Origin of the sequence: Flavobacterium croceum DSM 17960 (assembly GCF_002917885.1) — a bacterium.
GTDB classification, from domain to species: domain Bacteria; phylum Bacteroidota; class Bacteroidia; order Flavobacteriales; family Flavobacteriaceae; genus Flavobacterium; species Flavobacterium croceum.
The window spans coordinates 178,907-195,116 of the sequence record NZ_PQNY01000002.1; the positions used below are offsets into that span (position 1 = coordinate 178,907).

At 31.7% G+C, this 16,210-nt stretch carries 14 protein-coding genes and 1 pseudogene; 9 read left to right on the forward strand and 6 right to left on the reverse strand.

Going from position 1 to position 16,210, the window contains the following annotated elements; genetic code table 11:
- Window positions 1–15: 15 nt before the first annotated feature.
- The gene (locus Q361_RS02330; RefSeq protein ID WP_103725095.1) at window positions 16–657 is read right to left on the reverse strand and encodes a protein-L-isoaspartate(D-aspartate) O-methyltransferase; all 642 of its coding nucleotides are present in this window, start codon (window positions 655–657) and stop codon (window positions 16–18) included.
- Between the two features lie 138 nt (window positions 658–795).
- On the opposite strand from Q361_RS02330, the gene Q361_RS02335 reads away from it, so the two are divergent.
- The 9 genes from Q361_RS02335 to Q361_RS02375 all read left to right on the forward strand — a co-directional run bounded on the left by Q361_RS02335 (window position 796) and on the right by Q361_RS02375 (window position 8,942).
- A complete protein-coding gene (locus tag Q361_RS02335) occupies window positions 796–1,773 on the forward strand; it encodes a Gfo/Idh/MocA family protein (protein WP_103725096.1) in 978 nt (325 codons plus the stop codon).
- 62 nt (window positions 1,774–1,835) lie between these two features.
- Window positions 1,836–2,723 carry a 3-hydroxyacyl-CoA dehydrogenase family protein gene (locus Q361_RS02340; protein ID WP_103725097.1) on the forward strand — a complete coding sequence of 296 codons (888 nt, stop codon included), beginning with the start codon at window positions 1,836–1,838 and terminating at the stop codon, window positions 2,721–2,723.
- A 72-nt stretch (window positions 2,724–2,795) separates the two neighbouring features.
- Window positions 2,796–4,034 (forward strand): DUF1015 domain-containing protein, encoded by a 1,239-nt coding sequence (locus Q361_RS02345; protein ID WP_103725098.1) that lies wholly within the window; start codon window positions 2,796–2,798, stop codon window positions 4,032–4,034.
- An 85-nt stretch (window positions 4,035–4,119) separates the two neighbouring features.
- Entirely contained in the window at window positions 4,120–4,539 is a 420-nt protein-coding gene (locus Q361_RS02350) for a hypothetical protein (RefSeq protein ID WP_103725099.1), read from the forward strand.
- A 4-nt stretch (window positions 4,540–4,543) separates the two neighbouring features.
- Entirely contained in the window at window positions 4,544–5,227 is a 684-nt protein-coding gene (locus Q361_RS02355) for a YggS family pyridoxal phosphate-dependent enzyme (RefSeq protein WP_103725100.1), read from the forward strand.
- Window positions 5,196–5,696 carry a four helix bundle protein gene (locus Q361_RS02360; RefSeq protein WP_245874593.1) on the forward strand — a complete coding sequence of 167 codons (501 nt, stop codon included), beginning with the start codon at window positions 5,196–5,198 and terminating at the stop codon, window positions 5,694–5,696. The genes Q361_RS02355 and Q361_RS02360 overlap by 32 nt, the downstream gene beginning before the upstream one ends.
- 167 nt (window positions 5,697–5,863) lie before the next feature.
- Entirely contained in the window at window positions 5,864–7,225 is a 1,362-nt protein-coding gene (locus Q361_RS02365; RefSeq protein ID WP_103725102.1) for an exonuclease domain-containing protein, read from the forward strand.
- Window positions 7,226–7,248: 23 nt separating this feature from the next.
- Complete coding sequence (miaA, locus tag Q361_RS02370; RefSeq protein WP_245874594.1) at window positions 7,249–8,193, forward strand: tRNA (adenosine(37)-N6)-dimethylallyltransferase MiaA; 945 nt, start codon at window positions 7,249–7,251, stop codon at window positions 8,191–8,193.
- Window positions 8,194–8,204: 11 nt separating this feature from the next.
- Window positions 8,205–8,942 (forward strand): acyl-[acyl-carrier-protein] thioesterase, encoded by a 738-nt coding sequence (locus Q361_RS02375; RefSeq protein ID WP_103725103.1) that lies wholly within the window; start codon window positions 8,205–8,207, stop codon window positions 8,940–8,942.
- Window positions 8,943–8,980: 38 nt separating this feature from the next.
- Here Q361_RS02375 and Q361_RS02380 read toward each other — a convergent pair whose 3' ends face one another.
- The 5 genes and pseudogenes from Q361_RS02380 to Q361_RS02395 all read right to left on the reverse strand — a co-directional run bounded on the left by Q361_RS02380 (window position 8,981) and on the right by Q361_RS02395 (window position 16,166).
- Entirely contained in the window at window positions 8,981–9,685 is a 705-nt protein-coding gene (locus Q361_RS02380) for a response regulator transcription factor (protein WP_103725104.1), read from the reverse strand.
- A 6-nt stretch (window positions 9,686–9,691) separates the two neighbouring features.
- Window positions 9,692–11,278, reverse strand: a complete 1,587-nt coding sequence (locus Q361_RS02385) for a sensor histidine kinase (protein WP_103725105.1) — start codon at window positions 11,276–11,278, stop codon at window positions 9,692–9,694.
- A 71-nt stretch (window positions 11,279–11,349) separates the two neighbouring features.
- The gene (gene coaE, locus Q361_RS13880) at window positions 11,350–12,024 is read right to left on the reverse strand and encodes a dephospho-CoA kinase (protein ID WP_262496225.1); all 675 of its coding nucleotides are present in this window, start codon (window positions 12,022–12,024) and stop codon (window positions 11,350–11,352) included.
- Window positions 12,016–13,005, reverse strand: a pseudogene (locus tag Q361_RS13885) (glycosyltransferase); the annotation flags it as partial. The pseudogene Q361_RS13885 and the gene coaE, both read right to left, overlap by 9 nt.
- An 86-nt stretch (window positions 13,006–13,091) precedes the next feature.
- On the reverse strand, window positions 13,092–16,166 hold the full coding sequence (locus Q361_RS02395; protein ID WP_103725107.1) for a GEVED domain-containing protein: 3,075 nt from the start codon (window positions 16,164–16,166) through the stop codon (window positions 13,092–13,094).
- Window positions 16,167–16,210 lie beyond the last annotated feature (44 nt).

Below are 16,210 nucleotides of genomic sequence, written 5' to 3' on the forward strand. Positions count from 1 at the left end.
TATAATTGATATAAATTAATTTTTATTTTCTAAAAGTGGTACAAACTTAAACTCACCAAATTCATGTTTTTCAAATTGAGTTTCGTTTTTTCTGATAAGCATTGTCATAATTTGTTCTTGTTCGCCCACGGGTATTACAAGCCTACCTCCTATTTTGAGTTGTGCCATTAAAGCTTGCGGAATTACAGGCGCTCCTGCTGTTACAATAACGCTATCAAAAGGAGCATATTGTGGTAATCCTTTATAACCATCTCCAAAAGATAAATGCTTGGGTTTTATACCCATTTTTGGCAACAACAACGAGGTCGTTTTAAAGAGTTCTTTTTGTCTTTCTACCGAAAATACTTTGGCGCCCATAGCCACCAAAACGGCTGTTTGATAACCGCTACCTGTACCTATTTCGAGTATTTTGTCGTCTTTTTTTACTTGAAGCAGCTGACTTTGAAAAGCAACAGTATACGGTTGCGATATGGTTTGACCTGCACCAATAGGAAAAGCCTTATCTTGATATGCAAAATCTTCAAAACTAGAATTGAGAAATAAATGTCGCGGAATTTTTTTTATCGCTTCCAAAACGTTTTTATCCTTAATTCCTTTTTCTTCAAGTTGTTTGGCTAATAAGTTGCGTAATCCTTGATGCTTTGCTGTGTCTTTCAATTTGGGAGTAATTATTTTTGTAAAAATAGAATGAAATTATCCAAAAAACAAATTCAAAATTCTAAAAAACTTCCTTCAGACAATTCTTTTGTTAATAACAAATGTGCTATTTTTGTTCTTTAGTTCAAAATACACTTTATGTTAAAAGTTGGAGTTCTTGGCGCAGGCCATCTTGGAAAAATACATTTACTATTATTACAACAATCTTCCAACTATGAATTGGTTGGTTTTTACGATGAAAATGCAGAATATGCCGAAAAAATAGCCACCGAATTTGGATACAAAAGATTTGATACCATAGCCAAATTAATTCATGCTGTAGATGTAGTCGATATTGTTACCCCTACACTTTCGCATTACAAATGTGCCAAAGTTTCAATAAAAAGTGGCAAACATGTTTTTATAGAAAAACCCATTGCAACAACTGTCGAAGAAGCCGAAGAAATAATTGCCTTAGCCAAAGAATACAACGTAAAAGGGCAAGTTGGTCATGTAGAACGTTTTAATCCCGCTTTTACAGCAGTTCGAGAACAAATAGAAAACCCTATGTTTATAGAAACGCATCGTTTGGCAGAATTTAACCCGCGTGGCACAGATGTTCCTGTAGTTTTAGACTTAATGATTCACGATATTGATGCTATATTGAGTGTTGTAAAATCAAAAGTAAAATCGGTACACGCAAGTGGTGTTTGTGTATTGAGTAAATCTCCAGACATTTCAAATGCGCGAATTGAATTTGAAAACGGTTGTGTTGCCAATATTACTTCGAGTAGAATTTCTATGAAAAATATGCGTAAATCACGTTTTTTTCAAAAAGATGCTTACATTTCTGTAGATTATTTGGAGAAAGTGTGCGAAGTAGTAAAAATGAAAGACGCTCCAAAAGAAGAAGATTTAAACGGATTTGAAATGATACTACAAAATGCCGAAGGCGAACGCAAACAAATTTATTTTAACAATCCAGAAGTAGCACCAAACAATGCCATTTTAGACGAATTAGAAACATTTGCCGATGCCATAAACAACGATACTACACCTGTTGTAACATTAGAAGATGGAACCGAAGCATTACGTGTAGCTTATATGATTATTGATAGTATGAATGAGAATAATTAGCAAATTTGATAATGTAACAAACAGTCTTAACTTGAAACCTGAAAATTGAAACAAAAATACAAATGAAAACAATAGCAGTAATAGGCGCAGGAACTATGGGCAACGGAATTGCTCACACCTTTGCACAAACCGGTTTTACCGTAAAATTAATTGATATTTCAGAAAAATCTTTAGAAAAAGGAATGGCAACCATAGCTTCCAATTTGGATAGAATGGTAGCCAAAGGAACCATTACCGAAGATGATAAACATAACACCATTGGCAACATAATCACTTATACCGATATGAAAGACGGTGTGGTAGGTTGCGATTTGGTTGTAGAAGCCGCTACAGAAAATGTAGGTTTAAAACTTAACATTTTTAAGCAATTAAGTGATATTTGTGATCACAATGTAATTTTAGCTACCAATACATCTTCTATTTCTATCACACAAATTGCAGCGCAAGTAGTACATCCAGAACGTGTAATTGGTATGCACTTTATGAACCCAGTACCAATTATGAAATTGGTAGAAATTATTCGTGGTTATAATACATCAGATGAAGTAACTAAAATTATCATGGATTTATCGGTTGCATTAGGAAAAACACCAACCGAAGTAAACGATTACCCTGGTTTTGTGGCAAACAGAATTTTAATGCCTATGATAAACGAAGCTATTGAAACCTTGTACAATGGCGTAGGCGGTGTGTATGAAATTGATACTGTAATGAAATTGGGAATGGCACACCCTATGGGGCCATTACAACTTGCCGATTTTATTGGGCTTGATGTTTGCCTATCAATTTTAAATGTAATGTACGACGGGTTTAAAAATCCAAAATACGCTCCTTGCCCATTGTTAGTAAATATGGTTATGGCAGGAAAATTAGGTGTAAAATCTGGAGAAGGTTTCTACGATTATTCTGAAAGTAAAAAAGCAGAAAAAGTTTCTAAACAATTTAAATAGCGATTAGCTTTCAGCAGTTAGCTTTAATTATATTTAAGCTAAGAGCTAAAGGCTGACAGCCGACAGCAAAAAATGAGCAAAATAATTCCTTTTAAAGCAGTTCGTCCAACTCCTGATAAAGTAGCGTTGGTAACCTGCCGTAACTACGATGATTATTCGCCTGCAGAATTGGCTTCGTGGTTAGATTTTAATCCGTATTCGTTTTTACATGTCATTAACCCTGCCTATGTACATTCGCAAAAAATAACACTAGACAAACGTTTTAAAGGAGTTGCGCATAAATACCAAGATTTTAAAAACGATGGTATTTTTATAGAAGAAGAAAAAGCCGTTTTTTATTTATATCAAATACAAACCAAAACACAAAGTTTTAGAGGCATTGTTGCAGGTACTTCTATAGAAGAATATAAAAATAACATCATCAAAAAACACGAAGATACGCTACAATATCGTGTAGAATTGTTTAAAGACTATTTACATCAAACAGGCTTTAATACCGAGCCTGTTTTGATTACCTACCCTGATAGAGTAGAAATAAATGATTGGATACTACAAAAAAAGAAATCGCAACCTATTTATCATTTTTCAACAACCAACAAAGAAATACATACGCTTTGGCAAGTAGATAACGAGCATGAAATTTTTTGGTTGGAAAAACAATTTGAACAAATTCCCGAACTTTATATTGCCGATGGGCATCATCGCTCGGCATCGGCTGAGTTATTGTACGATGAAGATAAGCATTTGGGCAACCCAAATTTAAACTATTTCATGAGCTTTCTTATTGCCGAAAGCGACGTAAAAATATATGAGTTTAACAGAATTATTCGAGATTTAAACGGCCATAGTAAAGATGATTTTTTGGAGAAAATATCTGATTATTTTATTATAAAACCCAAACAACAAGAACTTTGGAAACCCCAAGATAAATTTGAATTCGGAATGTATCTTGATGGTAATTTTTATGCGCTTTTTTACAAAATCAATGACAATAACAATTTCAATAACAAAAATAAAAGTTCAATATTGTCTAATTTAGATGCTCAAATATTATACGATAAAATTTTACATCCTATTTTGGGTATAGAAGATTTACGAAATGACGAACGCATAGAATATATACCAGGTAAACAATCTATTTTAACATTAAAAGAGCTTATTGACGAAGGCGAATTTGAAGTAGGATTTATGTTATTTCCAAGTGATATTTCAGAAATTAAGCTTTTGGCAGACAACAATTTAATTATGCCTCCAAAATCAACTTACATTGAACCTAAATTTCGTAGTGGATTATTGATTTATGAGTTGTAAATAATAGAAAATAGAATAAAGAGAAAAGAAAATAGACTCTCTTTGTCATTTTAACGAAAGAGAAATCACTTAACACCAATGTTACATGAAAAATATACTTTTTATTGCATTATTAACTTCTACTTTGACTTATGCAAAAATTGAGACTGATACCATTAACAATTGGCAACTTTATAAGGATAAAATATTAATATTTAAAAGCAATGAAATTGAAAAAAGTAATGAAGTAATTTTAATCAAATCAACAGAAAACTTTAAAATATTAAAATTTAACATGTTCTATGATTTCTTTGAAAACAGAACTTCAAAAAAAATGGAGTTTATTGTAGGTAATAAAATTATTCAAACATTTATTTTAGAAAATGAAGCAAGAAGTTCATTCATTGTTACAAAAAAGAAGATAAACTCTTTAATAAAAAAGTATAAAAATAAAGTTATTAAATTAAAATACTATGACGGAATCTACATTAAGGGAATTTCTGTTTGCAGAGTAAAATTTATCTAATTCAATGTCAATAAAAAAAAACCTAACCCATATAAAATCTCAACTTCCAAATCACGTTACACTTGTAGCGGTTTCCAAAACCAAATCTATTGCAGATGTAATGGAAGCGTATAATGCTGGTCAGCGTATTTTTGGCGAAAATTATGTGCAAGAATTGGTTGAAAAACAAGAACAATTACCCAAAGATATCGAGTGGCATTTTATTGGTCACTTGCAAAGTCGCAAAGTAAAACTTATTGCTCCTTTTGTAAGTTTGATTCACGGTGTTGATAGCTTAAAATTAGTACACGAAATCAACAAAGAAGCTTTAAAAAATAATCGTGTTATTGATTGTTTATTTCAAATAGACATTGCTGATGAAGAAACAAAATTTGGATTAGATGAAAAAGAATTATATGATATTTTATCCTCAAAAGAATTCAAAAACCTAAAAAACATCAGAATAATTGGTTTAATGGGAATGGCAACTTTTACAGACAATCAAGACCAAATTAAAAAAGAATTCCAAAATTTAAAAACCATTTTTGATAAAGTTGTAACCCTGACCGCAGTTGAAGGGCAACTTGAAACCTCAAACGTGAAACTTGAAACTCTTTCTATGGGAATGTCTGGCGATTATCAAATAGCAACTCAATGCGGTAGCACAATGGTTCGAATTGGAAGTAGTATCTTTGGAACAAGAAGATGACAATTTCAATGACAATTTCAATGACAATTTCAATGACAATGACAATGACAATGACAATGACAATGACAATGACAATTTCAAAAATCAAAATGTAAAATCAATGGAAGATAATAGTATTTTTAGTGATAAAATTTTCAATTTTGAAGATAGATTAGTTCGATTTGCTGGAGAATGTATTTTCTTTACAAGGAATTTGAATAAATCTTATGAAAATGAATATTACAAAAATCAACTAATCAGATCTTCAGGAAGTTCATCATTAAATTTTGGTGAAGCACAAGGAACAATTAGTGATAAGGATTTTATTTTTAAAGTAGGTTTAGCCGTTAAAGAATTAAAAGAATCACGTAATTCATTAAAAATATTAAATTACATAAAAGAAGGTGATGAAAATATAAGAACTTTGCTTCTAAAGGAAGTTGAAGAATTAATAGCAATAGCATCAAAAATGATAATAAATAAAAAATGATGTTTCAATATCAATGACAATAGCAATCAAAAATTCAATTTTAAAGTTTTAAAGATTGTAATTAATTTTTAATATTAATATTGCCATTGTGATTGATTTTTGATATTGATATTGATTTTTGACATTGATATTGTAATTGATTTTTGATATTGATATTGACATTGAAAATGTACTGCATACTCGACATAGAAACCACTGGAGGTCAATACAATGAAGAAGGTATTACCGAAATAGCCATCTATAAATTTGATGGTCACGAGGTTGTAGACCAATTTATAAGTTTGGTAAATCCAGAAATTCCTATTCAGCCGTTTGTAGTAAAGCTAACAGGGATTAATAATGCTATGTTGCGCTCGGCACCCAAGTTTTATGAGGTTGCCAAAAGAATTATAGAAATTACCGAAGGTTGTATTATTGTAGCACACAACGCATCTTTTGACTACAGAATACTTAAAACAGAATTTGATAGACTTGGCTACAACTTTAAAAAACCAACACTTTGTACTGTTGAACTTTCCAAAAAAATAATACCCGGAATGGAATCGTACAGTTTAGGAAAATTAGTACGTGCATTGGGTATTCCTATCGCAGATAGACACCGAGCAAGTGGCGATGCTATGGCAACTGTGAAACTTTTTAAAATGCTCTTGGCAAAAGATGTAGAAAAAGAAATCGTTAAAAGCATGGTTAAAACCGAAATAAAATCGGGAATGGTACCAAAACTTTTAGATATTGTAGAAAGTTTGCCTACAAAAACGGGGATTTATTATATTCATAACGAAAAAGGCGACTTAATCTATATTGGAAAAAGCAAAAACATAAAAAAGCGCATCAACCAACATTTTACAGGAACTTCTTCAAAAAGTAAAAAAATACAACGCGACGTTTACACGGTAACTTACGAAGAAACAGGTAGCGAACTTATTGCCTTATTAAAAGAAAGTGAAGAAATAAAAATAAACAAACCTATTTACAATAGAGCACAAAGAAAAAGTATTTTTCAATGGGCACTATATGAGATGCTTGATGATAATGGCTATTTGAGTTTGCTAATTCAAAAAGCTGATGGTAGAAAAAAAGAAATCACCTCTTTTAGTAGTATGCAAGAGGCAAAAAATACTCTTTTTAAAATTACATCAGCCTATCAATTATGCCAAAAAATAAATGGTTTGTACGAAACAAAAAACAGTTGCTTTCAATATAAAATACAAGAATGTAATGGAGCGTGTATTGGTAAGGAAAGTCCAGATGAATACAACCAAAGAGTAGAAGAATTTTTGCACAAAATGAGTTTTGAAAACCAAAATATGGTAATTACAGACAAAGGTAGAAAAGTAGACGAACGAAGTGCTATACTAATAGAAAATGGTATTTACAAAGGTTATTGTTTTTACGATTTAAATTATCAAATTACCAATATTGATGTATTAAAAAACATCATTATTCCTATGCAAAATAATCGAGATACCAAAAGCATTATCCAAGGTTATTTACGAAAAAATAAAGTAATGAAAATTGTCAAGTTTTGATTACCAACAAAAATTAACAAATTTTGAGCAACAACTTGAAACCTGAAACCAAAAATAAACTCATTGTAATAGTAGGCCCAACTGCTATTGGCAAAACCTCGTTAAGCATTGCTTTGGCTCAACATTTTCATTGCGATATTATTTCGTGCGATAGCCGTCAGTTTTTTAAAGAAATGAAAATAGGTACGGCTGTACCAAATGATGTTGAATTGGCAAGTGCTACGCATCATTTTATACAAAATAAATCTATTTTTGAGCCTTACTCTGTAGGCGACTTCGAGCAAGAAGCACTCCAAAAACTCGATGAATTATTTTTAAAAAATAATGTTCAAATTATGGTTGGTGGCTCGGGTTTGTATGTTGATGCTGTAATAAAAGGTTTTGACGAATTTCCAGATATTGATAGTGCTGTAAGAAATGAAATTAATGAAAAGTACGACACTCTAGGTATTGAATACTTGCAAAACAAATTACACGAATTGGATTTTGAATATTATCAAAAAATAGCAAACAAAAATCCGCAAACCTTACAAAATCCGCAAAGAATGAAACGTTTTATCGAAGTTTGTATAGGTACTGGAAATCCGTACTCATCATTTATTGGTAAGCAAAAAAACAATCGAAACTTTACACCTATTATTATTGGTTTGGAAGCCGATAGAGAAACTATGTACGAGCGAATAAACCATAGAGTTGCAATTATGATGCAAGATGGTTTACTAAATGAAGTTGAGCAACTACTACCCCACAAACATTTGAATGCACTGCAAACAGTGGGTTACAGAGAATTGTTTGATTATTTTGAACATAAAATTTCTCTCGATGAAGCTATAGAACAAATTAAAATGAATACACGAAGATTTGCCAAACGACAACTTACTTGGTTTAAACGTACAGAAAATACCACTTGGTTTGATTATTTGCACGATAGAAGCAATATTATTGAATATATATCTCGTAAAATTTAATCTCTACTTGTATGCCTATAGAGAGTAACTTTAGTTCTGTGTTAGAACAAGAATTTGAAATCAATTTTTTGCAATGCTATCCAAACGGTGCATTAAAATATACCGAACTGTGTAATTTATTACAAATAACCGCAGGATTACATGCCGATTTGGGAGGAATTAGTTTTTCTGATATGCAAAAACACCATCAAGCTTGGGTATTAAGCAGAATGCTATTGGAAATTACAGAATTACCCAAATGGAGAGATAAAATAGTAGTGAAAACTTGGATTAATTCTCTTGAAAATTCTCGCTCTATACGCTGCCTCGAAGTATATCATAACCATAAAAAAATAATAGGTTGCGAAACGCTTTGGGTTGTGTTTAATACCAAAACTAGAAAACCTGATATACTACAACTTCCTCACGAGCATTTTGAAAAAATAGCCCTACAAGCAACCGAAAATACTGTGTATAAAATTGACACTCAAAATACAGGCCATAGTGTTGCTTTTCAAAAAGTAATGCTATCCGATTTAGATATTGTAAATCATATGAACAATGTGAAATACCTTGAGTGGTGTTTAAACTATGAAGATTCTAAAACTCTGTTTTCTAATGCTATAAAAAGTATAGCTATAAATTTTATAAGAGAACTTAATTTGGGTGATCAAACCGAAATTTTTAAACATCAATCTCAAAACAGTACAACATATAGCATTGTACATAATGCGAAACATTGTTACACTCTAGATTTAAAATACATGTAAATTAAATAATAAAGCTCTGAAAATTCAGAGCTTTATTACTATTTTTTTACTACCAATCTAAATCCTTCTCCATGAATATTTAAAATTTCAACATTGGGATCTTCTTTTAAATATTTTCTCAATTTGGCTATATAAACATCCATACTTCTCGAAGTAAAATAGTTGTCATCTCTCCAAATCTTTGTAAGCGCCATTTCTCTTGGCATCAAATCATCTTCAAACAAAGCCAACATTCGTAACAATTCGTTTTCTTTTGGCGAAAGTTTAATAGGTTCTTGCCCTGGGTAAGTAAGAAAACGCAATTTAGAATTAAGATGAAATTTACCTATTTGAAATTCAAATTGAGCATTTTCAGGTTTTACATCTTGTGCTTTTCGCTGCAAGATTGCTTTAATTTTCATTAACAAAACTTCAGAGTCGAAAGGTTTGTTTAAATAATCGTCTGCCCCTACTTTGTATCCTTTTAATACATCTTCTTTCATAGCTTTTGCTGTTAAGAAAATAATAGGAACTTCTTTGTTTTTTTCACGTATTTCTCTTGCCAATGTAAAACCGTCTTTGTATGGCATCATTACATCGAGTATACATAAATCGTAGGTGTCTTTTTTAAATTTTTCAAAGCCTTCCATACCATTTTTTGCAAGAACTACTTCAAATTCGTTCAGCAATAGATAGTCTTTTAAAATGGCTCCAAAATTTTGATCGTCTTCTACTAATAATATTTTTTTTGTTTGTTTTTCCATAGCTTTTTAATTTATTAACGGAAGTTTAATTGTAAATACACTTCCTTTTCCTTTTTCACTTTCTACATAAATTTGACCATTATGGTCGTCTATTATAGTTTTAACGTAAGCAAGACCCAAACCGTGTCCTTTTACGTTATGCACGTCACCGGTATGTTCTCGGTAAAACTTTTCAAAAATTTTCTTTTGTACTTGTTTACTCATACCTGCACCTTTGTCTGCAATTTTAATTACTAAATAATCTTTAATATTTTCTGTAATTACGTTTATAACGGGGGCTTCTGGAGAATATTTTACTGCATTATCTAAAATGTTTACCAAAACATTGGTAAAATGCACATCGTTTACCAAAGCCGTATCGCGTGTTGCCAATAATTGTGTCGATATAGAGCCACCTTTGTCTTCTACAATAAGTGAAATATGATCGATGGCTACTTCAATAATATCGTGTACACTTTGAGGCTCTTTTTCTATTTCCAACTCTTTCTTTTCTAGCTTTGAAATACGCAAAACATTTTCTACTTGTGCGTGCATACGTTTGTTTTCGTCGCGTATCATTTGCAGATATCTAAAAACTTTTTCTTTATCGTCTATAACTTTTGGGTTTTTTATAGCATCTAAAGCTAAGTTTATGGTAGCAATAGGTGTTTTAAACTCGTGAGTCATATTATTTATAAAATCTGTTTTTATTTCAGAAATTTGCTTTTGTTTAAATAGTTGATTTAAAGCATTAGCATAAGCAATAATTATTATTAATGTAAATATTACAGATAATAATGATATACCTACGACATCTTTAAACAAAAACTTTTTCTTTTGTGGAAAAGTAACCAACAACTGGTAATCGCTAGCACCTTCATTATCTACAAAAACGGGAATTGAATAGGTAGCATATTTATCATACTTAAAACTATCCGATTTTATTTTTGTAGCCAATCCGTTGCTATAAATATTGTACTCATAAGGAGTTTTAATTCCGTACTTGTCCAATTCGCTTGCTAAAACTTTTTCTATTTGCTCTTTTGTAACTCTATCTTGAATAGGCAACAACGAGGAAACATCTTTGTAAGCAATTTCAAATTGAGCGTCTTCTAAAATTTTTAAACTTCCTTCTTTAGAAATTGTTAAATCGGGTTTTAAACCGTTATCAATACCTAATTTGTCTGTTGGATTTTTAGAAAAAACTTCTGTTTTTCTTTTGGCAGAAAAACTTTTAATTTTTTCATTACTATTGGCATTTTTATCAAAGAACGTAGAAAATATATCATAATCTTCTGCTACAATAGTGCTCGAATATATTATGGTTTCGTTGGTTTTTGAATTTCTTCTAAAATACCCGTACTCCAACAAATCTGAAGTTTCAGGCATTTTTCCTGTTTTACTTTTAAGTTTGTAATATTTATTATAAAATGTATATTCCTCTTGTTTTTGCAAATTTTCAGAAACATTTCCTAATACTTGCTTTACATGAAATTTGAACTGCTCTTCATTGTTTTCAAAAGAAGTTTTAAACCAATACACTTGTACTAATATTATTCCGAGTAATGATAAACTCATTAATACAACTAGTAATCGAAAAAAAAACTTATTCATCTACACAAATTTAACAATTTAACATTTATTGCTATTTTACATTAACCAAACATTAACATTAGAGCTTATTATTATTTATTCTTTAAAATTTCAAGTATTTCAAAAATTTGTTTTTCTGTTTCTTTTAAAGTAGTGTTTGAAATTACAAAATTACTTTTTGCTATTCGTTCTTCGTCAGATATTTGATTATTAATACGTTGCACTACTTTTTCGGAAGTAGTATTGTCTCTTTTCATAACCCTTTCTATGCGCTGTTGCATAGGAGCGGTAACGGTAATAATAAAGTCACAGTCTTTGTAACTTCCGCTTTCAAATAATATGGCTGCTTCTTTAAATACAATTGGTTTATCTTGATTATTCTTTAACCATTCTATAAAATGCTGCTTAACCGCTGGGTGTACTATAGCATTAAGTTGCGATAGTTTTTCGGGGTTATTAAAAACAATAGAAGCTAATTTTTCTCTTTGTAATACACCCTTAGTATCTAAAATAGCTGAGCCAAACTTTTCTACTATTTGTAATAAAACATTTTTTTGTTGCATTACATTTTTCGCTTCAATATCAGAAATATATACGGGGTAACCCAAATGCATCAAATATTTTGCCACAGTTGTTTTTCCGCTACCTATGCCACCAGTAATTCCAATTATTTTGCTTTTTATAAGCTCTTTTTTTACCGTTGTATTTTCTGTAACTATTTGTTCATTGGGTTTTTCTATATCTGTAATTTGTTGCGCAAAAAACAAATTAGGAAAAGCTTCTTGTGGGGTTTGACGCAGTATATTTATTCTAAAAAAAGATTCTAAAAAACCTTGACCATAGCCAAAAAATTGTTTCCAAACAGCAATGATAGAATAAGCTCCTATTTTTAAGCTTTTATTTTGAATCGCTGAAACTACAAAAATGAATACAAAATATATAAAGTATAATTTTATGGGAATATCAATTAGAAAAACCAGCATAAATAGTGAAAAATAGAAACCCAAAACAAACAATGTAGGTAGCCAAAACATAATTTTTGCATATTCTGGATACCAATGGTTTAATATAGGGCGGGCTTTACCAAACTTTGAAACTTGTATCGAAAATTTATCCCAATCTATTCTTCTTTTATGATATACGAATGCTTTAACAAATAGTCTAGTTTTATATCCCATTTTCCATAATCTAATGGATAAATCGGGATCTTCTCCCGGATGAATATTCCCAAAACCTTGTGATGCTAAAAAGGCTTGCTTTGAAATTCCCATATTGAAGCTGCGTGGCTGAAATTTTTCTAGTTTTTCAGAACCTCCTCGTATACCGCCTGTTGTTAAAAATGAGGTCATGGCAAAGTTTATTGCTTTTTGTATTGTAGAAAAGCTTTTTAAAGCCTTATCTGGGCCTCCAAAACAATCTACATAATCATGAGTAAGTTCATTTTCTACTTCTTGTAAATAATTGGGAGGTATAATACAATCTGAATCAAAAATTAAAAAATACTCTCCTTTGGCTTTTTTCATTCCGTAATTTCTAGAATCGCCAGGTCCTGAATTTTCTTTATAATAATAAGATATCTGAAGTTTATCTTGGTACTTTGAAACTATTTCTTCGCACTTTATGGTAGAACCATCTTCAACAATTACTACTTCAAACTTATGCTTATAAGTTGTTACACATAAACTTTCTAGTAGTTCATTAATTTCATCGGGTCTATTATATACCGGAATAATTATAGAAAATAGCATTTTACTTTTTTTTACAAATATAAGGCATATAAAAAAAGAAAAGTCCCACATCTGTGGGACTTTTAAACAAACTTTAAGAATAATTGTTATTCTTTAATAACTTTTATTGTTTGTACTTGAGTATTTGAAGTAAATTTTACAATATAAGCTCCTGTAGGTAAAGATGACATATCAATAGTACTTTCTGTTGCATTAATCGTTACATCTTTTACTACTTGTCCTAGTAAATTCATTATTTGAGCCTTATCAATATTTTTATCATAAGACACAGTTAATGAATGTTTAACAGGGTTTGGATAGTATACAAATCTACCTGCATCAAATGTATTGCTTGCTAAAGAAGCATCGTAAGCTGACACTTTAAATGTATCTTGAGTATCATTACCATATTCCCATACAGCAACATACAATACTTCACCTGGGGTTCTTCCTGTTAAAGCTACTTTAGAGAAATTTCCATCTGCTGAACTGTCGTCATCGCATTGTACTAATACTAAGTTTCCGCAAGATCCGCTGTAGACTGCTAAACCTGTATCTGTTAATATTGTACCATTATTACCTGTTTCAATAGTAATAGAACCCGAAGCAGGAACCGTAGCTGTAAACCAAACTTCGCCCGCTAATGTACCTGCACAACCAGGAGCAGGAATATTTTGACCTGTAGTGGCACTTACATTTGTACCAATAATTGCATTATCAGTAAATACTCCTCCAGCAGTAAGAGCTATAGCTCCTGTACAATCGTCATTAACTGGAGGCAATGCTATTGTAGAAAAAGTAAAAGGACCTGTCCATACACTAAATCCATTAGTACCACAATTTGCTCTTACATAAAATTCATAAGCTGTAGCTGGTTGCAATGAAGAAAGAGTAAGAGGGCTTGTAGCATTTGGATGAGATGGAGTACCTGTAGGTGCCCCAGAACCTGCTAGAGCAACGTGAACATCCCAAGATGTTTCTGCACAACCTATATTCCATGATAAAATAGCAGAGTTTGGTGTTATAGCTGTAGCAGATAAGTTACTAGGTTGAGGACAAGCTACTGCAGCAGATACGGTTACATTGTAATCTTCTGTCTCTCCATATCCGTAAGTTGCACATGGTGATATACTTGATCCTGTAGTATTCCAAACGTCTCTAACTCTCATTCTGTGTGTTCCTAGTGGAGGATTACAAGCCAATGTTATAGAGAAAGTTGCAGAACCATTTGAAGCAATTGAAGTAGTTGTGTATCCTACTCTTTCTGAAGCTTCAAATATATAATTATCATTATAATCTATCCATACAGCTACATTTTGACCTCCAAAAGAACCTACAGAAACAGAAACTGTGTAGGTAGATCCCGCTTGAAGTGTACCTGTATAATTAGGTTGTCCAGTAAAATAAGTATATGCAGGGTTTACCGCATCTGTTCCAGTATTATTAGCTAATGTTGTACCTGAAATTGAAATATTAGAAATCAAATCTCCAGATGTTTTACCCGTAGTATACAAAGGATCACAATAACACCCTGTTGCTACTGTAGTGAAAGATTGGCTTGCACAATTTACTGCATCTCCAACAACATTAAAAGGAGTTAATGTATAATGATATGTTGTGTTTAAATTTCCTGTAAAAGAATATGTAGTTACATTTCCTAAGTTAGAATTATTTAGAATGTCTGTTCCACCAGCTGTAGTGCCTATAGATAATTTATATCCGTCTGCACCAGATACAGCTCCCCATGATATTGTAGTTGGAAAGTTTCCGCAAGTAGCATTAACTGTGGCTGTTATACCTGTTGCACAAGCTGGTGCAGTTGCCGGAATTGGCTCCCATACAATATCATCTAAATAAGTATAAGTATATGTTGATGTATTTGGTTTTCTAAATGCTATATAAGAATCTGTACCTGTATATGAAGCAAAATTTACGATATACTGTGCATATGAAGTGGTAAGATCTACAGTTTGTAGAGGTGTAAATGTTGAACCATCTGCAGGATTTGACATAGTACCTACAATAACATCTTCGGTAGCAGTAGAAGTATTACCTTTAAACACCAATCTGTGCGTTCCAGCACTTAAATTAGAAACTACAGGACAAACTAGCATAATATAAGAAGCGCTAGGAGAGCTTGAATTATAAATAGTTACTCCATTCGGAGAAGAAGAAGCTGTTGTAGAAACTCCTACAGTTGCATAAGTTGATACTCCATTTGAAAGTATCTTTTGCCAACAACTAGGTAAAGATCCTAATGATGTGGTATCAAAATTTTCACTAAAACTAGTTACTGAACTACAAGCTGTTCTAAATGTGTATGGCCCAGCCCAATTACTAGCTCCAGAAGTACAATTTGATTTTACATAATATTGATAATCAGTATTTGCTAATAATCCTGATACTGCTTGAGGGTTTGTAGCAGAAGATAATAGAGTTCCTCCTCCTTGTGTGAAACCTGAAACTCCGTATTCTACAGACCAACTTGTGGCTCCATTAGGTTCTGTCCAAGATAAACTTGCACCAGAATTTGTAATATTGGATACTGATAAGGCTGTAGGAGGTAAACAACTCGCTACTGCTCCATCTATTACCAATTGGGGTCTATTCATAGCAAGAGTTCCTGTTGTATTAGTACAAGCACTTACTGTATCACTAGTATAATATAATGATCTATTTACAGTTAAAGTAGAATATGTAGTAACTACATTTGTAGTATAAGCTCCACTTGTTGCTCCCTCACAAATTTGAATAATAATGTTTGAAGTTCCATCCCAAACAAAAGGAGTTGTAAGAGTAAACATTACTTGTCCTGTTGCAGAAGGTGTAAAATCTGTAGGACCATAAACTACGTTTGAAACATTTTCAAAAGTTGTTGAGGCGAAATTTGAAGAAGTAGTAGTGCCCATCGAAATAGTATAACCTTCTTCTAACCCACTTGTACCAATAGATGTTACATTCCATCCAATTTTTGTAATGTTACCCGCCACAAGACCAGCTGATAACAGTTCACTTGCTGTGTAAATGTACTGTTGTCTTGAGTTTTTCCAATAATCTTGCAAAGGTGCAGGTTGAGAATACGCATCATTAGAACCAGAATTGGCTCCAACAACCACGATACCTGTTTGTGCACTCATTTGCAAAAACATTAGTAAAAACAACCAAAAAGTAATTTTTTTCATTGCTAATAATTTAAAATTGTTGTTTGCGAATATAATTTTTTTAT